This window comes from Paenibacillus thalictri, assembly GCF_004307995.1.
In the GTDB taxonomy this organism is placed as follows: domain Bacteria; phylum Bacillota; class Bacilli; order Paenibacillales; family NBRC-103111; genus Paenibacillus_AF; species Paenibacillus_AF thalictri.
Map to the genome: position 1 here is coordinate 142,920 of NZ_SIRE01000012.1, position 21,746 is coordinate 164,665.

20 protein-coding genes are annotated in these 21,746 nt (G+C 50.2%); 1 reads left to right on the forward strand and 19 read right to left on the reverse strand.

Features of this window, described 5'->3' with window-relative positions; translation table 11 throughout:
- Window positions 1-49: 49 nt before the first annotated feature.
- The 7 genes from EYB31_RS17915 to EYB31_RS17945 form a co-directional block, all read right to left on the reverse strand.
- A complete protein-coding gene (locus tag EYB31_RS17915) occupies window positions 50-1,099 on the reverse strand; it encodes a LacI family DNA-binding transcriptional regulator (protein ID WP_131014741.1) in 1,050 nt (349 codons plus the stop codon).
- Between the two features lie 296 nt (window positions 1,100-1,395).
- Entirely contained in the window at window positions 1,396-2,091 is a 696-nt protein-coding gene (locus tag EYB31_RS17920; RefSeq protein WP_131014896.1) for a Na-translocating system protein MpsC family protein, read from the reverse strand.
- Between the two features lie 314 nt (window positions 2,092-2,405).
- Window positions 2,406-3,953 (reverse strand): ATP-binding protein, encoded by a 1,548-nt coding sequence (locus EYB31_RS40935; protein ID WP_131014742.1) that lies wholly within the window; start codon window positions 3,951-3,953, stop codon window positions 2,406-2,408.
- Window positions 3,954-4,099: 146 nt separating this feature from the next.
- Window positions 4,100-4,798, reverse strand: a complete 699-nt coding sequence (locus EYB31_RS17930; RefSeq protein WP_131014743.1) for a Na-translocating system protein MpsC family protein — start codon at window positions 4,796-4,798, stop codon at window positions 4,100-4,102.
- A gap of 220 nt (window positions 4,799-5,018) precedes the next feature.
- On the reverse strand, window positions 5,019-5,990 hold the full coding sequence (locus tag EYB31_RS40940; protein ID WP_240762546.1) for an HNH endonuclease: 972 nt from the start codon (window positions 5,988-5,990) through the stop codon (window positions 5,019-5,021).
- Window positions 5,991-5,992: 2 nt separating this feature from the next.
- Window positions 5,993-6,208 carry a YwbE family protein gene (locus EYB31_RS17940; RefSeq protein WP_131014744.1) on the reverse strand — a complete coding sequence of 72 codons (216 nt, stop codon included), beginning with the start codon at window positions 6,206-6,208 and terminating at the stop codon, window positions 5,993-5,995.
- Between the two features lie 189 nt (window positions 6,209-6,397).
- Window positions 6,398-6,997, reverse strand: coding sequence for a TetR/AcrR family transcriptional regulator (locus EYB31_RS17945; RefSeq protein ID WP_131014745.1), 600 nt, complete (start codon window positions 6,995-6,997; stop codon window positions 6,398-6,400).
- A 58-nt stretch (window positions 6,998-7,055) separates the two neighbouring features.
- Between EYB31_RS17945 and EYB31_RS17950 the strand changes: the two genes are divergently transcribed.
- On the forward strand, window positions 7,056-8,069 hold the full coding sequence (locus EYB31_RS17950) for an SDR family NAD(P)-dependent oxidoreductase (protein ID WP_206105467.1): 1,014 nt from the start codon (window positions 7,056-7,058) through the stop codon (window positions 8,067-8,069).
- Between the two features lie 142 nt (window positions 8,070-8,211).
- Here the strand turns inward: EYB31_RS17950 and EYB31_RS17955 are convergent, their stop codons facing one another.
- The 12 genes from EYB31_RS17955 to EYB31_RS18010 all read right to left on the reverse strand — a co-directional run bounded on the left by EYB31_RS17955 (window position 8,212) and on the right by EYB31_RS18010 (window position 21,729).
- Window positions 8,212-8,790, reverse strand: coding sequence for a TMEM175 family protein (locus EYB31_RS17955; protein WP_131014747.1), 579 nt, complete (start codon window positions 8,788-8,790; stop codon window positions 8,212-8,214).
- Window positions 8,791-8,996: 206 nt separating this feature from the next.
- The gene (locus tag EYB31_RS17960; protein WP_131014748.1) at window positions 8,997-9,461 is read right to left on the reverse strand and encodes a RidA family protein; all 465 of its coding nucleotides are present in this window, start codon (window positions 9,459-9,461) and stop codon (window positions 8,997-8,999) included.
- Window positions 9,462-9,492: 31 nt separating this feature from the next.
- Window positions 9,493-11,112 (reverse strand): N-acyl-D-amino-acid deacylase family protein, encoded by a 1,620-nt coding sequence (locus EYB31_RS17965; protein ID WP_131014749.1) that lies wholly within the window; start codon window positions 11,110-11,112, stop codon window positions 9,493-9,495.
- An 86-nt stretch (window positions 11,113-11,198) separates the two neighbouring features.
- The gene (locus tag EYB31_RS17970) at window positions 11,199-12,287 is read right to left on the reverse strand and encodes an alanine racemase (RefSeq protein WP_131014750.1); all 1,089 of its coding nucleotides are present in this window, start codon (window positions 12,285-12,287) and stop codon (window positions 11,199-11,201) included.
- Window positions 12,288-12,302: 15 nt separating this feature from the next.
- Window positions 12,303-13,157 (reverse strand): sugar phosphate isomerase/epimerase family protein, encoded by an 855-nt coding sequence (locus EYB31_RS17975; protein ID WP_131014751.1) that lies wholly within the window; start codon window positions 13,155-13,157, stop codon window positions 12,303-12,305.
- A gap of 28 nt (window positions 13,158-13,185) precedes the next feature.
- Window positions 13,186-14,061, reverse strand: coding sequence for a sugar phosphate isomerase/epimerase family protein (locus EYB31_RS17980; RefSeq protein WP_131014752.1), 876 nt, complete (start codon window positions 14,059-14,061; stop codon window positions 13,186-13,188).
- 36 nt (window positions 14,062-14,097) lie between these two features.
- A complete protein-coding gene (locus tag EYB31_RS17985) occupies window positions 14,098-15,165 on the reverse strand; it encodes a Gfo/Idh/MocA family protein (RefSeq protein WP_131014753.1) in 1,068 nt (355 codons plus the stop codon).
- A gap of 30 nt (window positions 15,166-15,195) precedes the next feature.
- Entirely contained in the window at window positions 15,196-16,401 is a 1,206-nt protein-coding gene (locus tag EYB31_RS17990; RefSeq protein ID WP_131014754.1) for an MFS transporter, read from the reverse strand.
- Window positions 16,402-16,535: 134 nt separating this feature from the next.
- The gene (locus EYB31_RS17995; protein WP_131014755.1) at window positions 16,536-18,116 is read right to left on the reverse strand and encodes a response regulator; all 1,581 of its coding nucleotides are present in this window, start codon (window positions 18,114-18,116) and stop codon (window positions 16,536-16,538) included.
- Window positions 18,113-19,906, reverse strand: a complete 1,794-nt coding sequence (locus tag EYB31_RS18000) for a sensor histidine kinase (RefSeq protein ID WP_131014756.1) — start codon at window positions 19,904-19,906, stop codon at window positions 18,113-18,115. Before EYB31_RS18000 ends, EYB31_RS17995 begins: the two co-directional genes overlap by 4 nt.
- 98 nt (window positions 19,907-20,004) lie before the next feature.
- Window positions 20,005-20,832: a carbohydrate ABC transporter permease gene (locus EYB31_RS18005; RefSeq protein WP_170318249.1), complete on the reverse strand. Its 828-nt coding sequence runs from the start codon at window positions 20,830-20,832 to the stop codon at window positions 20,005-20,007.
- 24 nt (window positions 20,833-20,856) lie between these two features.
- Window positions 20,857-21,729 carry a carbohydrate ABC transporter permease gene (locus EYB31_RS18010; RefSeq protein WP_131014758.1) on the reverse strand — a complete coding sequence of 291 codons (873 nt, stop codon included), beginning with the start codon at window positions 21,727-21,729 and terminating at the stop codon, window positions 20,857-20,859.
- Window positions 21,730-21,746: the final 17 nt, after the last annotated feature.

Genomic DNA, 21,746 nt, shown 5'->3' on the forward strand with positions numbered 1-21,746 from the left:
ACGACAGCGATTCTGTTCTTCTGCGTTATAGAAACCGATTTCTATTAGGCTAAAAATCAACCCGTTTCTTAACCGAGCTGCGATCAATCAGCCTAGGCTGCAAAATCTGTTCCTTTACGTGTACCGGAATGCCCTGAAGCACATCCATCAGCATGCTGCATGCCATCTGACCCATTTCATATTTGGGGTGATCGATGGTTGTTAATAATGGCGTGACCATCTGTGAAATCTCGATATTGTCAAAGCCAATTACCGAAATTTCATCCGGCACTTTCACGCCGTACGTCATCAGCTCATTCATCGCGCCAATAGCGGTCAAGTCATTGCAGGTGATAATCGCCGTTGGCCTATCTGCCATATGGATGATGTTCCTGGCCAGCATTCTGCCGTTGGTAAACTCAACGGCGCTGCCCAAGCGTTCACCTTTTACAAACTGATGAATTTGCAGCCAAGACGACTCGGGTTCGATTCCCGCTTCCTGAAGCGCCTCCTGATAACCTTGAAACACCCCGCGTCTGCTCGGACGGTCGAGTGGTGCGGATAGAAAAGCGATTTTGCGATGACCGTTGTCAATTAGATGCTTGCAAGCTATGTATCCGCCTTTGCGATAGTCAAAACCAATTTGATAAATGTCGGGAATATCGATAGCCTGGTCAATCGAGATGACACGCATCCCTTTCGCCAAATAATCGCCCAATAAATCTTGTTGGTTGGATATGGACGAAATAATAAGACCTTTAACCTGCTTTTCAAGAAGATTCTGAAGATATTCGGTTTCTAGTTGGGGGTTCTGGTGTGAATTGCAGAGAAAAACCTGATGATCGTATTTACGTGCGACCTCTTCGATACCTAGAACGATGTCTGCGTAAAACGGATTGCTGATAGAGGGGATGATGACACCGATCGTCATGCTGTTCCGCGTCTTTAGTTGCCTGCCCAGCATATTGGGTGTGTAGTTTAATTGTTTGGCGGCTAGTTTAATCTTCTCGCTTAACTCTTGACTGACGGGGTAACTGCTGTTGCTAAGCACGCGCGATACCGTCGCCGCCGAAGCGTTAACTAATTTTGCAATATCGTGGATGGTGACCTGCTTTTGCATAAACTCCACCTTGTTCTAATGATCGGCTTCACTCTACGATGAGCTTGCTTTAACACATAGGCTCTAACTTGAAGGTATCTCCGACACAATAGTTAAGAGTAGGCTCACCTCATTTGATTGAACTATGATGTAAGCATTTACATCACGCTTAGTTATTATACTAATTAAACATATTCAAATATGTCAATACATTTGTAAAAATAAATTTGAATTTTCACTCAATTCGTTTGGGATAAAAAAGGAGCATGCCCAGGGCAGCCCCTTCTCCAAACACGGATACGACTTTCACCGCAACTTCATGTGATCGGGTTTAAAATAAACACAATGACGCTCTTATCCCGCACAAAATCCCAATCGACAAAAACGTCGACGGATTTCGTATGCAGTATTTGCTCCACGTATTTGTTGTCCTGCAAGTAACTCTTCTCGAGACGATTTAAAGCCTGCTTTAAATGTTCTTCGTCCCGAAGCCGAATTAATTCTTTGCTGAGGTCGATCAGAACGCCGGTACGTATAACCAGGAGTGTCCTCTTATTAATCATGCGGGAGTAGATTTGATCCGGTCTCTTTTGAATTCGGTGACTCATACAGCTGATCTCATGATGCAGCTCCTCTTTGCCCGCATAATACTCCTGTGATCCGGATGCTAATGGAGCATTCTCGAACTGACGCCCGATAAAGATGCCGGAGTGATTATGTAATTCCCAATCATAATAAAACTCCAGAATGTTCATTCCGGTTAGCAGCAGCAGGTAGGCTTTGATTTCAGGAATTAACGACCTCATCACGATATCTCTTGTATGTTGAATAGTACGGATTTGTCCTTGTTTCAGCAATATTTTTTCTGTCGGCGTCAAAAAATTCCGTAAATAAACGACAACAAACGGACGGTCCATACTTACATAAATCGCTTGAGGCCCTTTGCCGAATGCCTCTCTGAGCATTTTCCCTATGTGACTTGCAATTTCAGTTTGGAACTGGTTTTCATTCATATTCAAAAAAACTCAACCTCGGTCTAGGTAAAAACATCATAGCTTTACCCTATTATTAGGATAATATAATTCACCGTAGTTTTTTGCCCTAAACTTTCCTTAGCAACAAAAAAGCCTAAATAAAAGGTTGCTGAGCAACTTTTATTCAGGCTTATGTCCAGCGCAATCTCTGGTTCATTACGGCCAACTAGATCCTTATTCTTGTTGGTACTGCATAAATTAACTGCAGGTTTCCCTACACGTAAATGATAAGGCAAGAGCGTCATATCTGTTACCCAACCTTATTTTAATAATTTTATTGCTATTTAGCAAGGTTAAAGCTTATTACTTTCGGCGTATGTCTCAAGAACTTGCTGCAACGACCCTCTAATCTCCGCTTTTTCATGCAAATCGCTTCCTAATTCTACCAATGTATTCGTAATTTCAGGACGTATACCGGTTATGATCGTTTTGCACCCTTGAATAGCAACCGCATTCACAATTCTCAACAGATGGGACACGGTCGCCGCATCTACATAGGAGACGCCGGATACATCAAGGATAATAAGTTTGACTTTCGATTGATAGAGACGAGTTAATACGTGTTCCTGGATTTTTTTGGCACGAACTGTGTCCAAAGTACCAACGACAGGGAGCATGGCGATATGATCTGAGAGGGAAATAACCGGAAACGACAGCTCCTCAATAATCCCGCGCTGAGAATAAAGCAGCTCATTTTTATATTCCGAATAACTGGACGCAAAATGCTTCAGGTAGGAATCTAAGGTAAAATTAACCTGTCGCTCCAATTCGAAAAATTGTTTCTGGTTTTGCTCGACATGGGAGTAGTAATTAAAGAGAACATCCCAATAGGTTTTGCGCAGCATTTGAATCCAATCCAGCTTCAGAATTAAATCCAGGTTATGGCTTGCCCAGTTCCTTCCATGTTCCCTGGCATGCATGATTAATCCGTGCTCATCCCGATCATTCAGCAGGAGCACGACCCTATTCGCGGATTGAAGAATAAAATCGGCATCGATGGACGTCGATTTAAGGATTTCAAATAGTTCTTTCCCTTGCAGCTTTAGCAATTCGAAGAAAGTATCCTGATTATCCGTATAATAGTCCGCAAAACTCTGATCTGGAACGTACTTTAAGTTCAAAGAAACCACTCCTAGTTGATTCGTCATCGTTTGAATCGGAAATTGCACCGAAAATTCTGTACCTACGCCAACCTCACTTTTGACCCGAATGATCCCGTTGTGATTGTAAATCGTCGTAAATACCTGGGTTAACCCCATGCCGGTGCCTTCCGTCTTGGATGTATAAAAGGGAGTACCCAGCAAGTTGATTTTCTCCTCGGGTATTCCGCTCCCGGTATCGGAAATCGTTATCATAAGTTTGTCGTTTGATTTATAATGTTTAATCGTAATGGTTCCCTTATCGGAAATCGCTTCAAACGCATTTTTGATCAGGTTGAAAAACGCTTTTTTCAACTGATTTCTTTTGCCGTATACTCTCGTGTCTGTATCGGAGAATTGTTTATTGATCGAGACTTGATACGACCTTTCTTGAAAAAGATACAATAAGGATTCCAGTTCGGAACACAGGTTGATCAAGTCGAACGGTTCGTTTTCTAAATCGGGTTTTGAAACATGCAACAAATTTTGCAGCGTGGATAAAGCGTTTTCCAATTCCGAATAAGCGTAATCAAGATACTTGTGCGGCGACTCATCTTTAAGCAATTGGAGGAAGCCTTTTACCGCGGTTAAAGGGTTTTTGACCTCATGTGCAATACCCGCGGCGATTTGACCGACTGAAGCCAGCCGGTCCAGTTTAAGGTCGGACTCGCTTACCTGATTTGTTCCATTCGATACAGACAATTTCCGTACCTCCTTCGTTATTATAATTCCACAATTACCCTTAATTGGCGTCTCACCGGAATAAAAAAAGCCTAAATAAAAGCCGCTGCTCGCAACTTTTATCCAGGCTTATGTCCAGCGCTATCTCTGGGCCATTACTACCTTTGTTAACGAATGGGATCTAGCACAAATACGATGACGCTTTTATTAAGGTGGACGTCCCAATCCACAAAAGCATCGATTATTTTCGTATCCAATATAGGTTCAAGATGATTGTTGTTATGGAAATGGCTTTTTTCCAGATTCCGTTTCGCCAGCTTCAAATTTCCTTCAAAGCCAAGCCGGATTAACTCTTTCTCGATGCTGATGAGAATACCGTTTCGGATCACCAGCAGCGTTCGGTCATTGAGCATGCAGGAATACGTTTCTTCCGGAGCTTTCTGCACCAGATGGCTTATATCTATAATTTCTTGCTCGAGCGCTTCTTTTCCGGTATACATTTCTTGTTTGATCGCTTCTAAATTGTCTTCACTCGATTCAACCCCAACGAATACTCCGGTTAAATTATGTAATCCCCAGTCATAATAAAATTCCTGAAATTGAATGCCGGCAATCAATGAAGTATACGCTTTAATTTCTGGAATAAGCGTCTTCATGAGCAAGTCTCTAGTATGCTGTATGGAGACAACCTGATCCTGCTCAAGAAGTATTTTTTCCGTGGGGGATAATAATCCGCGCAAGTAGAACACGACAAAAGGCCGGCGAATACTTACGAAGACGGACTGCGGCCCCTTTCCGAATGACTCCCTTAGCAGCCTTCCGACATGACTGGCCAGTTCCGATTGGACTGTTTTCTCTTGTTCCAACAACGATCATATCCTAACGTTAAGGTAAAAGCGTCAAATCTTCCACCTGATTTTATTGTACCTATATTTTGAAAAGCGGGCAACTACTCTGTTAACGTTTACTTCCTCATTTTGTCTCATCCCGGCGTGGTTTATACATCATGTGGTTGCCCCGATGTACTTGCCGTCCACTAGTGTCTTCCGCTATGGATTTCATCGGTAGAAGGCTGTTGCAGCCGTCCTAAAGCAAGGGCCAGTCAAGCATTAGTTCCCCCTTAGCGGGAGGCCAATCGTTCATGAAATCTTCGAGATCCTTGTCGGCCTTCGATTGGTTGCACAAGTTGCATGCGCATACACAGTTATCCGGCGTCGTGTGGCCGCCTTTGGCACGGGGCAGCAAATGATCGATCGTATCCCCGTATTGCTTGCAAAAATAACACGTGTACTTGTCCCGCTCCAAAATGAGCATGCGAAACTCCTTGTTGCTGTACAATCGGCGAATCGTGTGACGGTTGACGACAACCGCCGCATTCTCCGTGACAAGCGTGTACGCAAGGTCGGGATCGATCTCCTGGTACCATCCCCGTCCGCTATCCGTTTTGCCGCGCATCCGAATAAAGCCGCCCCAAGTCGGCTTTAACCCGATCTCCCTCATCGCGCGTGGAGATACCGTGTAGACGAAGGCCTTCTTGACGGCGGCATCCGCCGCAGGAGCCGCCGCCACGGTTAATTCTTCGCCAACCGTGGCGGCAGCAGCCTTCTTCGAGCGGCGGCGACGGCGTTTTCTCTTCTTGGTCGGCGGCGCTTCTTCGCCTGGATCGGCCATCGCCGTTGAATCGGCCATGCCCGCACCCGTAACCGAGTCTGCGACAATCGCAGGCTCGACAGCCGGAACGCCCTTCCCCGCCTTCGAACGACGGCGGCGGCGCTTCTTCTTCGCCGGAGCAGCCGTCTTGGCCCCGGATGGCTCAGCGGCCTCCGGCATCGCGCCCTCCGGAACCTCCGGCTGGCGCATCTCCTCACGGCACGCACGGCAAGTCCCGCGGCGAGCCACGGCCCCGCGCCGCTTGCCGCTTCTTCTCTTGAACTCCGCAAGCGGTTTCTGTTTCAGGCAGCACACGCATTGCTTTGTCTGCACGCTTTCGCTCATGCCTTCCGTGACAAGCGTTCCCTCGGCACGCCCCGTGATCTCTCCGTCCGCTGATTGCCTCATCCCTACCCGCCCGTTCCGCCGCTAATAATGTGTTTGATGCGCCCAACTTGTCCATCCTGCAACCGCACTTTGATTCCATGCGGATGCTGCGGCGAATTCGTCAAGAGGTCCTTCACGATGCCACGTGTCGTCTTACCCGTCCGCTGATCCTGCTTCAAGACAATATCGACCTCAAGCCCAGGCTTTACATCGCTGCGTAATTTTCCATTGCCGGCCATACTTGCACATCCTCGTTTCTCATCATGTTGTCCCTATCGTACCACATCCCCGCGGCAACAAAAAACCTGTCATTTCCCAGCTTCTCCTCAGTTCTCCTTGACCATGCCCTCTTCCCTCCTGCTTGAATCCGGCCGCCCATCAGCGATTATCCTAATACTTGCCTGACATAGGCTAAAAAACCTTGTAAATTAGGTATTCAATTCGGTTATAAGCTCAGCCATTTCGTTAACCGTTTCCGCTTTCCCGCGTTCGATCCAATTCATAAAGACATAGAATAGCCCGGCAGCCATAAATGTATTCCAGTAATGAGCTCTTGTTCCTTCATAGTTGTCCCAGGTAACCGTAGACTTATAGAAATCGCCCAGGGCTCTTGCAAACGAATGAAACAAGATCTGGTTGTACCCCCGAGCAAGCGATTCAGCAAACAGGCCTGAGTATTTATCAAAGTAACCTACTAATTCAAAGGAGATTGTTTCGGGGGTGCGAGCCGGCAGGCTGCCGATTTTAGTGAAAAATTGTTCGTATATTTGATTCATATGCTCTTCGATTACTTGATCTTTCTCGTTGTAGTTACGGTAAAATGCCATTCGGGAGACGCCTGCTTTTTTCGTGATGTCCGTAATGGTGATACCCGCATAATCTTTTTCCTTCAAGAGCAAAAATAGGCTTGTTGTGATGCTTTCTTTGGTCAGCTGTTTTTGGCTTTCGGCGTATGATCGAGGCATTACACTTTTCTCCTTATGTAACAGATGAGGCCGCGAGGGTTGAACTTTCGTTACCCAGATCATATGATATCACTGTAACGTTACAAGTGTAACCTCTAAATGAAAAGCCGGGGGTATTCATATGACGAATCAACAACCCATTCACAGTAAATTCACTTATAAAAGTTCGGCCGAAGATGTAGTGAAAGGAATCGATCTAACGGGAAAAGTAGCCATGGTAACCGGCGGATACAGCGGTGTCGGGTTAGAAACGGTCAAAGCATTAAGTTCCGCCGGAGCAACGGTAATCGTGCCTGCACGTCGAATGGACATTGCGCAAGAGGCCGTTACAAATATAGCCCGTGTGGAAGTGGGTACGCTTGATTTAATGGATCCGGCCTCGATAGATACTTATGCCGGCAATTTTCTGAGATCGAACCGGCCTCTTCATATTCTCATCAATAATGCCGGAATCATGTATCCGCCACTGCAGCGAGACAGCCGGGGACACGAGTCTCAATTCTCAACCAACCATCTGGGGCATTTCCAACTGACCGCCCGTTTGCTGCCGGCACTGAAAAAAGCTGAAGGCGCACGTATAATTGCCGTCTCCAGCCGTGCTCAACGCGAAGGCGGGATCATCTGGAATGATGTGGATTTTGCGCATACCGCATACAATCCCCGATTGGCCTACGCACAATCGAAGACAGCAAATAGTTTATTTGCTGTGGAGCTGGATCGTCTGGCTAAAAGCTGCGGTATACGCGCTTTTGCCGTTCATCCCGGTCTTGTCCCTACAACGGGTATAGGCCGTTATTCGGGCAACAGCCGCGGCAACGGGTTGAATATCATCAATACATTTAACCTGCTCCGTATCCGCAACTTCATCACCGCAGCCAAAGCCGGCTTCAAACGCGCCGATTACGATTATTACAAAACCATTGCTCAAGGTGCATCCACACAAACCTGGGCAGCCACATCTCCGGAATTAAACGGGAAAGGCGGCGTATTTCTAGAAGATAACAACATGGCTGCCGCAGTTCCTGCCGACTCCACATCCCGATTTGGGGTACGTCCGTGGGCGATTGATAAGGAACAAGCAAAGCGGCTATGGACCTTAAGCGAAGAAATGACGGGAGTAACATTTGAATTTTGATTTTATTGTATTTTGCGTCGATTTCCGCGTCTTTCGAAGTACGACCCCCGTCTGTAATACAGGAACTCCCGCTCCTACATGGTGACCGCGTTAGAAAAAATGCTCCTCGAAACCCGCTTGCCAGCGAGATTCGAGGAGCATGTTAGCGGCCTCTCAGCGCATGCTCGATTCGTTTATCCGGCATAAACCAGATCACGGCAACAAGTACGAAAAAGAAGCCGGAAATCCAAGGGCTCACATATGCGGTCAAAGCCGCGATCAGATAGAGCAAAGGAGATAATTTGCCCTTCCAATCTTTCCCGATGGCCATAACAAAAGAAGAGTCACCGGCATGCTGGCTAATGATAGCGCACTGAAGCAGCCAATACGATAGCGCCGCCAGCAGCAAGATGATGCCGTACAACGCCGTTGGAGTAGCTGCAAAATAGCTCTCCCCCATCCAAGCGGTCGTAAACGGCACAAGGGATAAACAGAAGAGAAGCAGCAAGTTGAGCCACATCAACCGTCCGTTCATCGTTCGAACCATGTGCAGCAGATGATGATGATTGTTCCAATAGATCCCGACATAGACGAAACTAAAAATGTAGCTAATAATTTTCGGGCCAAGCTGGATCAGTGCATGCCAGTCATGGCCTTCCGGCACCTTAAATTCCAGCACCATAATCGTAATGATAATGGCCAGCACGCCATCGCTGAAGGCTTCCATCCGATTTGCTTTCAGAATGCCTCACCTTTTCTCGCTTCCCGCGTTTTTTAGCCTATTCGGCACCGGTAATTTCGGCCTCTGTCTTTTCTGCTTATTGTATCATATAAAAAAAACGAAAAGCCGTCGAAATAATCAACGACGGCTTTAGCTGCTGGTATACAATTATCGGTTCCGTAAGTCGCTTGGCTTTCTTCTTATTCCTTTACGACCCAGCCGGCTGCTTAATCCTGGATTTCAACGATCAGTTCGATTTCAACCGGCGTGTGGAACGGCAAATCGCTGGTGCCGATGGCGGAACGCGCATGCCTGCCGTTTTCGCCAAACACTTCAATTAACAGGTTGGAAGCGCCATTGATGACATAAGGCTGATCCCCAAAACCCGGCGCGCTGTTTACGAAGGCTAGCATTTTGACGATCTTCACGACACGGTCCAGATCGCCAAGGTAATCTTTCATTACAGCGAGGGAGTTGATAATCACCTGACGAGCCGCTTCCTGTCCTTGCTCGATCGTAAGATCGCTGCCGACCTTGCCTTCATACATCAACTCTCCGTTAATACGGCAGTCCTGTCCGGATAAATAAAGCAGATTGCCGGTGCGGTTGCACGGAATATAAGCAAAACGAGGCACTCCAACGGGAGGCAGCTCGATATTCATTTCTTTCAGGCGGGCTTCAATAGTGGACATGGTCAAATCTCCTTATCGTATCAAATCGTTATTAGTGATGATGATGTCCGTTGCTGCAGCAATGGACGGCACGAATAAGCGTCCCTTCGCGAGCCTGCGTGTGCTCCCCGTCATCCAGGGTCACCTTGCCGTTCACAATCACATGCGAGATGCCGTCCGGATATTGGCGCGGCTCTTGGAAGGTTGCGTTGTCGTGAATCGTTGCCGGATCAAACAAAACCAGATCCGCCGCGTATCCCGGCAGGATCAACCCGCGTTTGCCCAGTTTAAACCGCTGTACGGGAAAAGAGGTCACCTTGCGCACCGCTTGCTCCAGCGACAATGTCTTTTTCTCGCGCACATACCTTGAAAACAAACGCGGAAAAGAGCCGTATAACCGCGGATGCGGCTTGCCCGTTTCGCAATGCAGGCTATCGGAGGCAATCAGCGATTTCTCCCAGCCTACAACCTGCTCGACGTCGCTGTCGGCCATATGGAAATAAACGATCGACACCTGTCCGGCTTCTTCCAGAAGCAGGTCCATCACGCAATCAACCGGATGCTGGCTGCGCTCTTCGCTAATTTCCGCAATCGATTTGCCTTCGAGAACGGCATTCTCGGGACGACGGACGGAGGAAACGATGACTGCCTGCCAACCTGTTGAGCAGACGAGATTATCCCACTCGGTCTGTTCCTGGCCAAGCTCCTCTTTAATGCGCCGGCGCATGGACGGATCGCGGAAACGTTCCAGTGTGCTGCTGATGCCGCCTTCCAAAGTCCATGGCGGCAGCACGGTGGTGAGTGTGGTCGAGCCTGCGGAATAAGGATAGACGTCGCAAGTAACGTCCAATCCCCGCGACCTGGCGTCTTCAATCAGCTCCAGCGCCTCCAACGCTTTCCCCCAGTTGCGTTTACCGGCTGCTTTCAGATGACTGATATGCAGCGATACGCCGCTGACCTCGGCAATCCAGATCACTTCCTTGACGGAAGCGATCAGATTGTTGCCCTCGCCGCGGATATGCGTAGAGAATAGCCCGTTATACTTGGGCAGCACCCGGCACAGCTCCACCAGCTCTTCCTTCGAGGTATAGCTGCCCGGGGCGTACAGCAGCCCGATCGAGAAGCCGATTGCGCCCGCTTGCAGCCCTTCTTCCAGCAGCTGCTTCATGCGGTCCAGCTCGGCCGAAGTCGCCGGCTGGTTTTCGAAGCCCATAGCGGCAATGCGCAGTGCGCCATGAGCCACATACGTCGCCACATGCTCGGACGGACGGGAACCGGCCAAATGCGCCATGTACTCGCCGACGGTCTCCCACGGCCACTTCCAGCTTGTCGATCCCAGCACCGGCTGAATATATGTCTGCAGCATCTCCGCACGGCTTGGTATCAACGGCGCCGGAGCCAAACCGCAGTTGCCGATGACTTCGGTTGTGACGCCTTGTCTAAGCTTGATTTCGCTATGCGGATAATCCAAAATCATCAGATCGGAATGACAATGCCCGTCGATAAACCCAGGCGAGATCACGCGTTTTTGCGCGTCAATGACACGATGAGCTTCCATATCCAGCCGCCCGACGGCGGCGATAACACCATCCGCCACCCCGACATCGCCGTAATACCACGGATTCCCTGTACCATCCACGATTTTGCCATTTTTAATAATGAAGTCCAGCATTGGAGTTCAGTCTCCCTTCCCTAGCGGCATTCCGCTCATTCATCCTGCCCATGGTTTCCGGTTTCCCGCCAATCACCGCTATCCGTCTATTCCAGCATGCCGCGCGCCAATACCGGCACCTTCTCCGACTGCTCGCCATCTATAAAATAAAAGTGATTATGCAAATTTAACGTGCTGCAAATGTGGTTCGGAATGATGCGCACACGGTCTCCGACCTTTAACATATGATGCGGCTCCAGGCGGATGACGCCATGCTCTTCGGAAAGCCGTTCCAACACAGCGTCCGGCGCTTCGAGAATATGGCCGAAGCCCTTCAACTGCAATGGGTTCGTCCCCGGCTGAACATCGGTCGCAAACGTCTTGCTGCCGCCGTCAATGACGGCGTAATGCTCCGAAGGACGGCTGACCACCGTCGCTTCAATAACGCCGGCGCAATCCTCCAGCGAACAAACGCCAAATGCCGCCTGCATCCGGTCATTAAACACATAAGTACCAGGGCGGACTTCCGTCACACCCTGCACTTGAGCGGCATATAAGCCTGTCGGCGAAGAACCGACGCTCACATCGGCGATCGGAATGCCTTCCGCCCGCATCGACTCGGCAAGACGAACCATCAGTTCTCCTTCCTCCCGGCCCGCCCGCTCCAGGTCCATCGTTGGTTTGCCGTCAAGCAGCGCCCCGCGGAAAGTGAAGATTCCCGTCAGCTTCAGATGCGGAAGTGTGTGGATCCGGCTTGCCAAAGCGACAGCCTGGTCGTAAGGGATGCCCGTCCGCTGCAGCCCTGTGTCAATCTCCAGCCTGACTTGCAGCTCATGCCCCAGCCGCCCGGCCACCTCAGACAAGCGGCGCGCGCCTTCATCGCTGTCGACGCCGACCACCAGTTGAATCTGCCGGCTGAGCTTCACCGCTCTTTCGATTTTGGAAGCCGCAATCAGCGGATAAGCTATAAAAATGTTGTCGATGCCATGTGCAGCCATCACTTCGGCTTCCGAAACTTTGGCCACGGTAATGCCTACGGCCACGGCATCCAGCTGCGCTTTGGCGATCGACGGGGTTTTATGTGTTTTGATATGGGGCCGGAGAGTTACGCCACGCTGCCGCACCGCATCGGCCATCATCTTGATATTGGCGTTCATCTTCGTAACATCGATTACAAGGCATGGAGTTTCCCGCATGTCCGATCTCCTCTGCTAATTGGTTTGCTTGATTGACTCCAACGCTTTCTTGACATACGCTACGGACTGGATGGACCCAAGCTTCTGCTCATCGTTGCCTTCATACTCCACGGTTACCCAATCGGCATAACCGCCGGTATGCAGCCGCGACAGCAGCGCTTTCACATCGACGCCGCCCTCTCCAAGCACTTTACCTGCATAGCGGTCACCGCTTAGAGCCATATAAGTTTCGCCTGCAAAACCTTCCGCCACCTGCACAAAATCTTTGGCATGAACATGGGCGACAACGGGAAGCAGGGTAGACAGCGCATCAGCCGGCTGCTCGTCAACAAGCAGGAAATTGCCCATATCAAACGTGCTGCGCAGCGCTTCGGAATTCACATCGCGGATAATATCCAGCACCTGCGCCGACTTTCCGGCAAACAGACCGTGATTTTCAAGACAGAGCACTACGCCGCGGCTTCCGGCATATTCCGCCGCGGCTTTCAAACCTTCCAAGATCCAGCCGCGCGCCGTTTCAAAATCAACCCCCTCTTGGCGGTTGCCTGAGAACACACGCACCGTCTTCGCTCCGAATCCGGCTGCAATATCGACCGACTCGGTAATATGACGCAGTTGTTCGGCACGTCCGGACGCATCGGGCAAAGCAAAGTTATTGCTTGCGCCTACACAGGCCACCTCGAGCCCCTCCTGTTGAAGTGCCCGCTCGATCTCGTTCCGGCTCTCGGCTTCGGGATACCAGAAGCGATGCAGCAGCTCGATCCCCTCGGCACGCGTGTTTTGTCCGGTAAACCGGATAAACTCTACATTCTTCCAAGTTTGATCATAGAAATATTTATGGCAGCTCCACACGCTTAAACTTGTCTTCATTTCAAACCCTCCATTCCCGGCTTCACTCTCATTGATATGCGCGTATAAATTCAACAGCCTTACGAATATCCGTCTCCGGCTGTTCACCTACTTCTCTTTCAATAGTCAGATAACCGCCGTATCCAATTTCCTGCAAAGCGGCGAAATAACGGCCGAAATCAACCTTGCCCTGCCCAAGCGGCACTTCGCGGAAGCTGTCGCCGCCGGCGGCCATTTGAGCGATATGCTCATGAGCCATCGGGTCAAAGCCCAACGCGCCGTATACGATCCGCGGATCCACTTCACGCAGACGGATTCCATCCTTCACATGGGTGTGGACTATATAATCCTTCAACAAATAGACCCCATTGACGGGATCGTCTCCGGTCACCATGACCATGTTCGCCGGGTCGAAATTGACGGACACGCCGTTAGTGCTGAGCGTATCCAGAAAAGCTTTGAGATGGGCGGCAGGCTCCGGCCCTGTTTCGATGGCAAAATAAGCCCCCATGCTTTTCGCATATTGCCCCAGCTCCTCGCAGGCCGATTGCAGCGCATCGTAGACTTCGCTGCCGATATCGTCCGGGACAATACCGATGTGAGTCGTCACCACCTGGGTGCCAAGCTCCAGCGCAAGGTCCAGAATCCGCTTGGACGTCTCGATCTTCTCCGAATTGGCCTTGCGGTCCTGGAAACCGTGACCGCCCAAATCGCCGCACAAGGCGGATATCTCCAGGCCCAAGCCTTCAATATATTGTTTTAATTCGCGGCGGGCGGCTGCGTTCAAATTCCGCGGGTCCATTTCTCCGCTGACGGCATAAATCTGTACGCCGTCTGCTCCAACCTCGCGCGCTTTCAGCAAACCGTCACGAACGCCAATCCCAAAACTGTCTACCATCACGCCAACTTTATTCGTCAGCTTCATCAGTCACTCCCCCTCCCTTGATCGCGGATCGCAACCTTACTTGCCGTCAAACCGGATTTCTCGACCTTGAGCAGCCGATTCATATACTGCACACAACATCTTCATCATTTCGACGCCGTCCTCTACCGGACTCAGCGTCTCCACACGGCCTAAGCAAGTCCCGGTAAAATGGTTGATTTCATTTTGAAAACCGGCGGGAAAATCGAATGTCAGCTTGTCGGCCTGCGGCAGCAAGTTAAGCATCATGTCGTGTTTCTCCGTAGCGATCTGCAGCTCCGGCTCGACCTGAGCTCCGCCTTTGGTGCCGTGCACCGAGATGGAAATCTCATTTTTGATCGCATGGAGCGTAAAGCTGACATCCACCATCAAGGATGCGCCGTTTTCAAAGCGGATCAGGGCATTGGCCAAGTCCTCGACGTCATTTTTGGAAGCATCATAGTCTGCTGCCTGATAAAACGATAAATGCTTCACATTCGCCCGGTTCCCCAGCTTGTGATAGGTATTGCCCGACACCGATACCACCTTCGGCCTCCCCATCAAATACCAGCACAAGTCGATCACGTGTACGCCCAAATCGATCAAAGGCCCGCCGCCGGACCTCTCCTTATCGGAAAACCAGCCTCCTGGGTTGCCTAAACGCCGCAAACAGCTGGCTTTGGCATAATAAATCTCGCCCAAGTCGCCGGCGTCGATAAACTTGCGCAGCATCTGTGTCGTCTGGCCGTAACGGCGGACGAAACCAACCTGGAATACCTTGCCGCTGCGGCGAACCGCTGCCTCTACCTGCAGCGCCTGCTCCACCGTCTGGCAGAGCGGTTTTTCGCACAGCACATGTTTGCCTGCATCAAGCGCCGCAATACTGAACTCGGCGTGAGTATTGTTCCAGGTGCAGATGCTGACCGCCTCTACTTCGGTATTGGCCAGCAGCTCATTGACATCCGAGTATACATGGGGAATTCCGTATTTGGCCGCTTTTTCCTCGGCACGCGTGCGGTTCATATCACATATAGCAACGAGCTCAACCTCCGGGTTGTTTGCGTACGAATCCAGATGCATGGTGGAGATAGATCCTGCGCCAATGACGCCGACTTTTAGTTTTTTCATCGTAATTACGCCTCCTGGGAATGTGTTATGTTATTGCTTTTCATCTAGATTCATGTTCGTAGACGGGCTTCGCTTCATCAGCGCATAAACGCCCAAAAACCCTGCCAGCCCCATCAAGGCCAATATCGAACCAAACTGGTACATGGCCACCGCACCCCAATTTTGAAACACCCAGCCGCCGGCGATGCCGGCAATAATTCCGGACAAGCCGCCCCAGCTCAGCGCATATAACGCCTGGCCCGAAGCCCGGTATTCCAGCGGAACCAGCTTGAAGGTCAGCTGTGTGCCGATATAATAGTAACCTCCGAACGTGATCCCATTGAGAACTTGAATGCCAACCACCTCATACGGCGAAGTCGCCAGCGACATCAGCAGCCATCTGGCTGCATACAGCAAGCTGACTACGGCCAGACATAGGATCATCGTCCGGTTGTTTTTGGGCAGCAGCCGGTCAAACAGCAGAAAAACCGGAATTTCAAAGATCGACGTTAAAAAAGCCGACAGCCCGACCAGCCCTTCCTTGCCCCCCAAATCCGAAATGTAGATCGGCATAAACGTCATATTCATCCCGTTCGGAACGGAAATTAAAACGCTGATGGCAAGAAAAGCGACAAATTGCCTGTTCGCAAAAATCCGCACATAGCCGCCTCGCTGCACGTCCGTCTTCGGCCGCGGTTTACCCCGCGGAAGAACAAAGGCGATGGCGATAGCAATCAGCATCAACAGGCTGTATATGATCCAGAACCGGTTAATTCCCAGAAAACCAAGTACCGGCCCCGCCGCTGCGGCCATCAGCGCCCAACCCAACGACCCCCACACCCGGAACTCTCCGAATCGCCGCCCCGTATGTTCAATCGTGTCCAGAATCAGACTGTTGCTTTGGGAAAACAAGGGGCTTTGGAAAAAAAAGTAGACCAGCATCAGCACAAACAGCAGGGTGCCCGTTACCCCCAAAAAGACGGATTGCATCACAACCGCATTGCCGATCAGCAGCACGATCAGAATCAGCTTGATATTGCGCCACCGGTCGCTCCAGTATCCCCAGAACGGATTAGCCAGAATGGCAATAAACGGCCCCCCGGCGAGCAGCATGCCGATTTGCAGCGACGGCACCCCGATTTCTTTGAGATAAAGCGGAAAAAATGAGGAGTAAATCGCAATTGCGCCGTAAACAAAAAAATTAAAGCTCTTGATAACGGCAAATGACCGCGTCTTCAGTCCGGAAGCCGCTTCCATAATGCGCTTCATCTCCTTATCCGGCCAAGGGAATCTGTCCGGCGAAAGCAAATCGGTGGAAATTTATTCATGAGCGCGGTTGTCAGCTGGAGATGTGCGGAATCCTGCCGCTCGTGAACCCGTCGGACAAACTCCTATCCCGGTGTCGTTTCCGCAAGCTTGCGGTATTGTGTAGGCGTAACTCCGGTATGTGACTTAAAAATCGAGCAGAAATATTTATAGTCGTTGTACCCGACCTTCTCGGCAATTTCGAATACCCGGTCATGCGTTCCGCTGAGGAACGCTTTGGCATGTTCGATCCGCACTTCATTTAAATATTCAGCAAAACCTTTGCCAAACGATTGATTAAATACGATGCTGAAATAATTCGGCGTAATTTTCAACCAAGCCGCTACCTCGGACGCTTTTAAATCGGTGTTGTAATGCGCCTCAATGTACTTAATAACACGGTCGATCGTCCAATGATTTTTTCCGTTGACCGAGGTGTGGATCAGCGTAAACAGCGACAGCAGCTCACGGCGGATCCGCGACTCCAGCGCCCGGTACGAGTTGTAGGCATACGGATCGATATCGCCGGATAACAAAGCTTCGATTTCATCGGTCAGCTCCACGCTGCTTGTTCTTAACCGGCGCTGAATCACAATCTTCAGCTCCTTGGCTGCCCGGATGATATCCGCTGGCAAATACCCCCGCTCCCTGGATTGGGCCATTAACTTCTCCAGCACCTCTTCAAGCTCGCCGATGCTCCCATTGAACAGCACGTTCACCAACTGCTTCTCCATCTCTACAGATGTGAGATGGGCTTGCGGTTTGTGCCGCCGTGCTGCCTCTTCTTGGAACAATACGGTCTGATCTTCCATTGCGCCGCCGAGCTGAACGGATGCAACAGCCGCTTCACAGCGGGCATAAGCGTCATCCAAATCGTGAAATTCAGCCGATACGCCAAAAAGAATCCGCGGCCACTGCGCAGTCAGCGATGCCGCGCCGCTTAACGCGGCAGCCAGCTGATCCCCGCTGCTTTGCTTGGAATCCAGACACAACGTAATCAGCAAATTCGGATGATGGAAAAACGATACAGCTTCCCATCCAAGCTCAGTCAGTGCATGCTGCACAGACTGTTCCCAATATTGCCGAACCGCCTGCCGCTCTTCCTCCGCAGCCTCTTCCGCCCAGATCGCGTAATCTTCCAGCTGGCTTGCCAGAAGCCGGAAGCAGCGCACTTCAGCGGGAACCTCCGGCGGCCGGATGCCTTCAGACACAGTACCGCCGCTTTTCTGCAAGTGGTTCAGCCAATGGAGCCACCCGTCACGTACGACCTCCTTGTTGCGCTGCGCCTCTTGCGTCAGCTCACCGCCAATACGTTTCACCATCGCCATCAGCTCATCAACATCAACAGGCTTCAGCAGGTAATCCTCGACACCGATGCGGAGAGCCTGCCGCGCATATTCGAAATCGTCATACCCGCTTAAGATCATGATCCGTATGTGCGGATAAAGCTCCCGCAGCTTCTTGGATAAGGCGATCCCGTCCATGCCGTCCATATGAATATCCGTCAGCACCAGATCGACCGGCAACCGGCCGATCAGCTCCAGCGCTTCCGCTCCGTCGGAGGCTTCGCCCATGACTTCCGCGTCGATTGTCTCCCACGGAATTGTCTCCCGCAGTCCCCGGCAAATGATAGGCTCGTCATCTACAATCAGCAATTTGATAGTCATAGGGCCTCCTGACCGTTCGTTTGAATGGGAATTCTTAATCGAACGCAAGCTCCAGCCTGGTTATATTCCTCCGGAAATTCAATGCCAAATCCGCTTCCATAAACAAGCGAGATCAGCTCGTTAATATTGCTGAGCGCATGCCCGCATACGCTTTCATCAAGGCCTTTTCCATGAATCGCGTCGTAGACGGCATTCAAACGGTCCGCCGTGAAGCCGGTTCCTGTATCCGCTACCTCGATAATCAGCTCATCAAGAGGGCTCCGGTAACAGCGGACACGGATGATCCCTTGGCGTCTGGAGACGAAGCCATGCTTGATGCTATTTTCAACCAATGGCTGAATAAGACGTCTTGGCAGTACAACTTGTTCCAGGTTAGCCTCCATCAGCAGTGAGAAACGCAGCTTGCTGCCCATCCGCTTCTGCTGCAAATTCAGATAAGCGCGGACGAATTCCAGCTCATCACCCAATGTCGCCGTCTGCTTCTCACGGTTCAAGCTCATCCGGAAAAAGCCGGACAACGCTTCAATCAGCTGGCTGGTTTCCGGCGCCTTCTCCAGCCGTGCCGTCCACCGGATCATATCCAGCGTATTGTACAGAAAATGCGGGTCCATCTGGCTTTGCAGAATGCGCAGCTCGGACTCCTTTTGCTGGATTTCCAGCTTATATTTCTTGTCGATCAAATCTTTGATCGTTAACACCATGTTATTGAACTGCCGGCCCAAATCCCCGATTTCATCGCGCGAGCGGACCGTCACACGGGCCGAGAAATCGCCGATTTTCAAGCGGCTTGTTTGCTTTTTGAGCTCAAGAATCGGACGGATGATCGTCAGCTCGAAGCCGATTAAGGCAAGTAATCCGAATATAAAGACGAGCAAAAACAAAATTTGCAGCGTCACCTTCAGTCCATTCGTTTCCGCCACCATCGTTTTCTCTTTGATCATGGTCACAATGTTCCAGCCGGTAGAGCGCATTTTTTTATTGATGACCACATAGTTGCTTCCGTTAATTTCCATCTCGGCAATTTGATCCGAAGACTTCGATACGATTTTCAGCAGTTCTTCATTGGGATAAAGCTTGCCTATCAGTTGATCTTCCCCGCCTACCATCACCGTACCGTCCGGCCGCAAAATAAAGATCGAACCTTGCTTCTCGGGAACGGCCGCCTTCAGCAAAGTGGAAATTTCCGATTCATTCAACCGGACAATAACCAGCCCCACCGTTTTCGATAAATCGTCAAACGAATTAATAATGCGGAATAAGGAAATGACGCGTTTTGGCCCGGACCAGGGACTTGACAACGGATAAGAATCCGACCACACGATCCCGCCCCGGTTTTTATTCGCCAGATCGATCCAAGGTTGTTCCAACCCTTCAACCGGCTCGCCCATCTGCATCGTATTGCCGTTTAACCCTTTTAACGTAATCGATTTAATATAGTTTTTGGACATCAGTTGAAAAGCGACAAAACCTTCAATGGAAGCCCGGTGGGCATTCAGCTGATCCAGCGTCTCCGGCGTTTCCACCGTCTGCATAAATCCCCGGAAATCTTTTTGATAAATCATATAGTCGGTCATATCGCCTACGGTTTTGATCTTTTCATAGAGGTTCATCTCAATGGTGTTTAGATTTTTTTCCGTAGAATCGATAAACTGCTGGCGCAAAATAATATCGTACCGGTTTAGAAACGCATATCCGACCAGCAGCGATGGGAGCGTAACCAACAGGACGAAGATTGCCACCGATTTTTTTCTCAAGTTGATGTTTGCCCATCTGAATGGATTCATCTTCATAGCCGGGTACCTCCCCTTAACGGATTCCCGGAGTTAGCGAGATCCGTCTTCTTCCCTCTATCATATAGGAAGGTTCGAGCGGGAGGCTACTGAAAAATCTATCCCTTTACCGCCCCCGCGGTCATCCCCTGGACCAGTTGTTTCTCCAGCATCAGGTAGAATGCCACCACAGGCAGCAATGCCATGGTTAAAGCCGCCATCTGCATCGTCTGGAATTTCATTTCGGTCCCGGCAAAGTTGGCAAGTCCGAGAGGCAGCGTTTTGAGGCCGTTTTTACTGATCAGCACCAAAGCGAATAGAAACTCGTTCCAGTTGTATATGAAGTTGATAATGACAACGGTGGCCAAAGCCGGGCGGGTCATCGGCAAAATAATCGACCAGAAAATCCGGTAAGCCCCGCTCCCGTCAATAATCGCCGATTCTTCGATATCCTTCGGAAACGACTTCATAAAGCCAACCAGAATGAAAATGGTAATGGAGAGATGGAACGCCGTATACGGCAGCACAAGAGACAGATGTGTGTTCAGAATCCCCAGTTTCTTCATTAATATGAAGATCGGCACCAGCGTAGCATGAATCGGAATCGTCATCCCGATCACGAATAGGCCGTATACCCATTTGGACCACTTGAACTCGAATCTGGCGATAAAATAGGAAGCCAGCGCGCCAAGCAGCACCGTTAATAAAATGGAAGCAATGGTTACGTACAAACTGTTCCAGAAATAGGTTCCCAGATGGGCGACCTGCCATGCCTTCGAAAAGTTGCTGAAGTCCCACATTTTCGGAAGTCCCATGGGATTGACCGAAAACTCTTCTTCGGCCTTAAAGGCGTTCATCATCATCCAAAGGATAGGAAGCACATTCGCCAAGCTGACAACTGCCAGAAATAGATGAAGTGACGAAGTTTTAACCCGTGATAGCCGCATAATGCCTCCTTTCGCCATAGTTGCTTATTGGTTGCGTTGTGTGAGCAATTTGGCGGCGTAAATGGCGATAAGACTGAACAATAAAATGAGCATGGAAACCGCGCTGCCGCTGCCGAAGCTCATGTTTTGGAAAGCGCTGTTGTACATGTAAATCGTCATGACTTCGGTGTTATGAGCCGGACCTCCGCCCGTCATTACATAAATCAGATCGAATACGCGGAAACTATTGCTGATGGCGAAAATCAATGTAACCCAAATCGTTTCTTTCAGCATCGGCAGTGTCACATGCCAAAATTGCTTCCACCCGGTCGCCCCGTCCACAACGGCGGCTTCCTTGATTTCTTCCGAAATATTTTGCAAGCCCGCTAAAAAAATAACCATAAAAAATCCGTAGTTTTGCCAAATGTACGTGATACTGACAGAAAGCATCCCGAATTTCGGACTGCCAAGCCAGTCCTGCCGCCAAGAACCCAAGCCGATTAAGTCCAGCAAACCGTTCAGCAAACCCGATTCGATTTTAAACACCATACCCCAAATAATCGACACGATAACCGCCGAAATGACCACCGGCATAAACAGGACCGAACGATAAGCTTTGATCCCTCGGAGCGAGCGGTTCAGCAGCAGCGCAAACAACAGCCCTACCGGCAATTGGCCGAAAATCCCGGTAATCATCATAAAAATATTGTTGGAGACGCCCTTCCAGAAGATCCCGTCCGTTAGCGTCGTCACATAGTTGTCCAATCCGGTAAATTTCATCGGAGACAGTCCGTCCCAATTGAAGAACGAATAATAAAAGGACATGCCGATCGGTACCAGCGCAATCCCGATATAAATGACCAAAGCCGGCAGCATTCCGAAAAACGCCGTCCATCCTGCTCGTTTTAATACATGCATATGCAGCCTCCGTTCAC

Bases quoted from the DNA above. Each gene is read 5' to 3' on its own strand.
- EYB31_RS18010 (WP_131014758.1), bottom strand. From the start codon at position 21,729: ATGCATGTATTAAAACGAGCAGGATGGACGGCGTTTTTCGGAATGCTG.
- EYB31_RS17960 (WP_131014748.1), bottom strand. From the start codon at position 9,461: ATGTCCACTATTGAAGCCCGCCTGAAAGAAATGAATATCGAGCTGCCT.
- EYB31_RS17950 (WP_206105467.1), top strand. From the start codon at position 7,056: ATGACGAATCAACAACCCATTCACAGTAAATTCACTTATAAAAGTTCG.
- EYB31_RS18000 (WP_131014756.1), bottom strand. From the start codon at position 19,906: ATGAAGATGAATCCATTCAGATGGGCAAACATCAACTTGAGAAAAAAA.
- EYB31_RS17920 (WP_131014896.1), bottom strand. From the start codon at position 2,091: ATGAATGAAAACCAGTTCCAAACTGAAATTGCAAGTCACATAGGGAAA.
- EYB31_RS17975 (WP_131014751.1), bottom strand. From the start codon at position 13,157: ATGAAGACAAGTTTAAGCGTGTGGAGCTGCCATAAATATTTCTATGAT.
- EYB31_RS17995 (WP_131014755.1), bottom strand. From the start codon at position 18,116: ATGACTATCAAATTGCTGATTGTAGATGACGAGCCTATCATTTGCCGG.
- EYB31_RS18005 (WP_170318249.1), bottom strand. From the start codon at position 20,832: ATGCGGCTATCACGGGTTAAAACTTCGTCACTTCATCTATTTCTGGCA.
- EYB31_RS17970 (WP_131014750.1), bottom strand. From the start codon at position 12,287: ATGCGGGAAACTCCATGCCTTGTAATCGATGTTACGAAGATGAACGCC.
- EYB31_RS17915 (WP_131014741.1), bottom strand. From the start codon at position 1,099: ATGCAAAAGCAGGTCACCATCCACGATATTGCAAAATTAGTTAACGCT.
- EYB31_RS17990 (WP_131014754.1), bottom strand. From the start codon at position 16,401: ATGGAAGCGGCTTCCGGACTGAAGACGCGGTCATTTGCCGTTATCAAG.
- EYB31_RS17940 (WP_131014744.1), bottom strand. From the start codon at position 6,208: ATGGCCGGCAATGGAAAATTACGCAGCGATGTAAAGCCTGGGCTTGAG.
- EYB31_RS17945 (WP_131014745.1), bottom strand. From the start codon at position 6,997: ATGATCTGGGTAACGAAAGTTCAACCCTCGCGGCCTCATCTGTTACAT.
- EYB31_RS17980 (WP_131014752.1), bottom strand. From the start codon at position 14,061: ATGAAGCTGACGAATAAAGTTGGCGTGATGGTAGACAGTTTTGGGATT.
- EYB31_RS40940 (WP_240762546.1), bottom strand. From the start codon at position 5,990: ATGAGGCAATCAGCGGACGGAGAGATCACGGGGCGTGCCGAGGGAACG.
- EYB31_RS17985 (WP_131014753.1), bottom strand. From the start codon at position 15,165: ATGAAAAAACTAAAAGTCGGCGTCATTGGCGCAGGATCTATCTCCACC.
- EYB31_RS17965 (WP_131014749.1), bottom strand. From the start codon at position 11,112: ATGCTGGACTTCATTATTAAAAATGGCAAAATCGTGGATGGTACAGGG.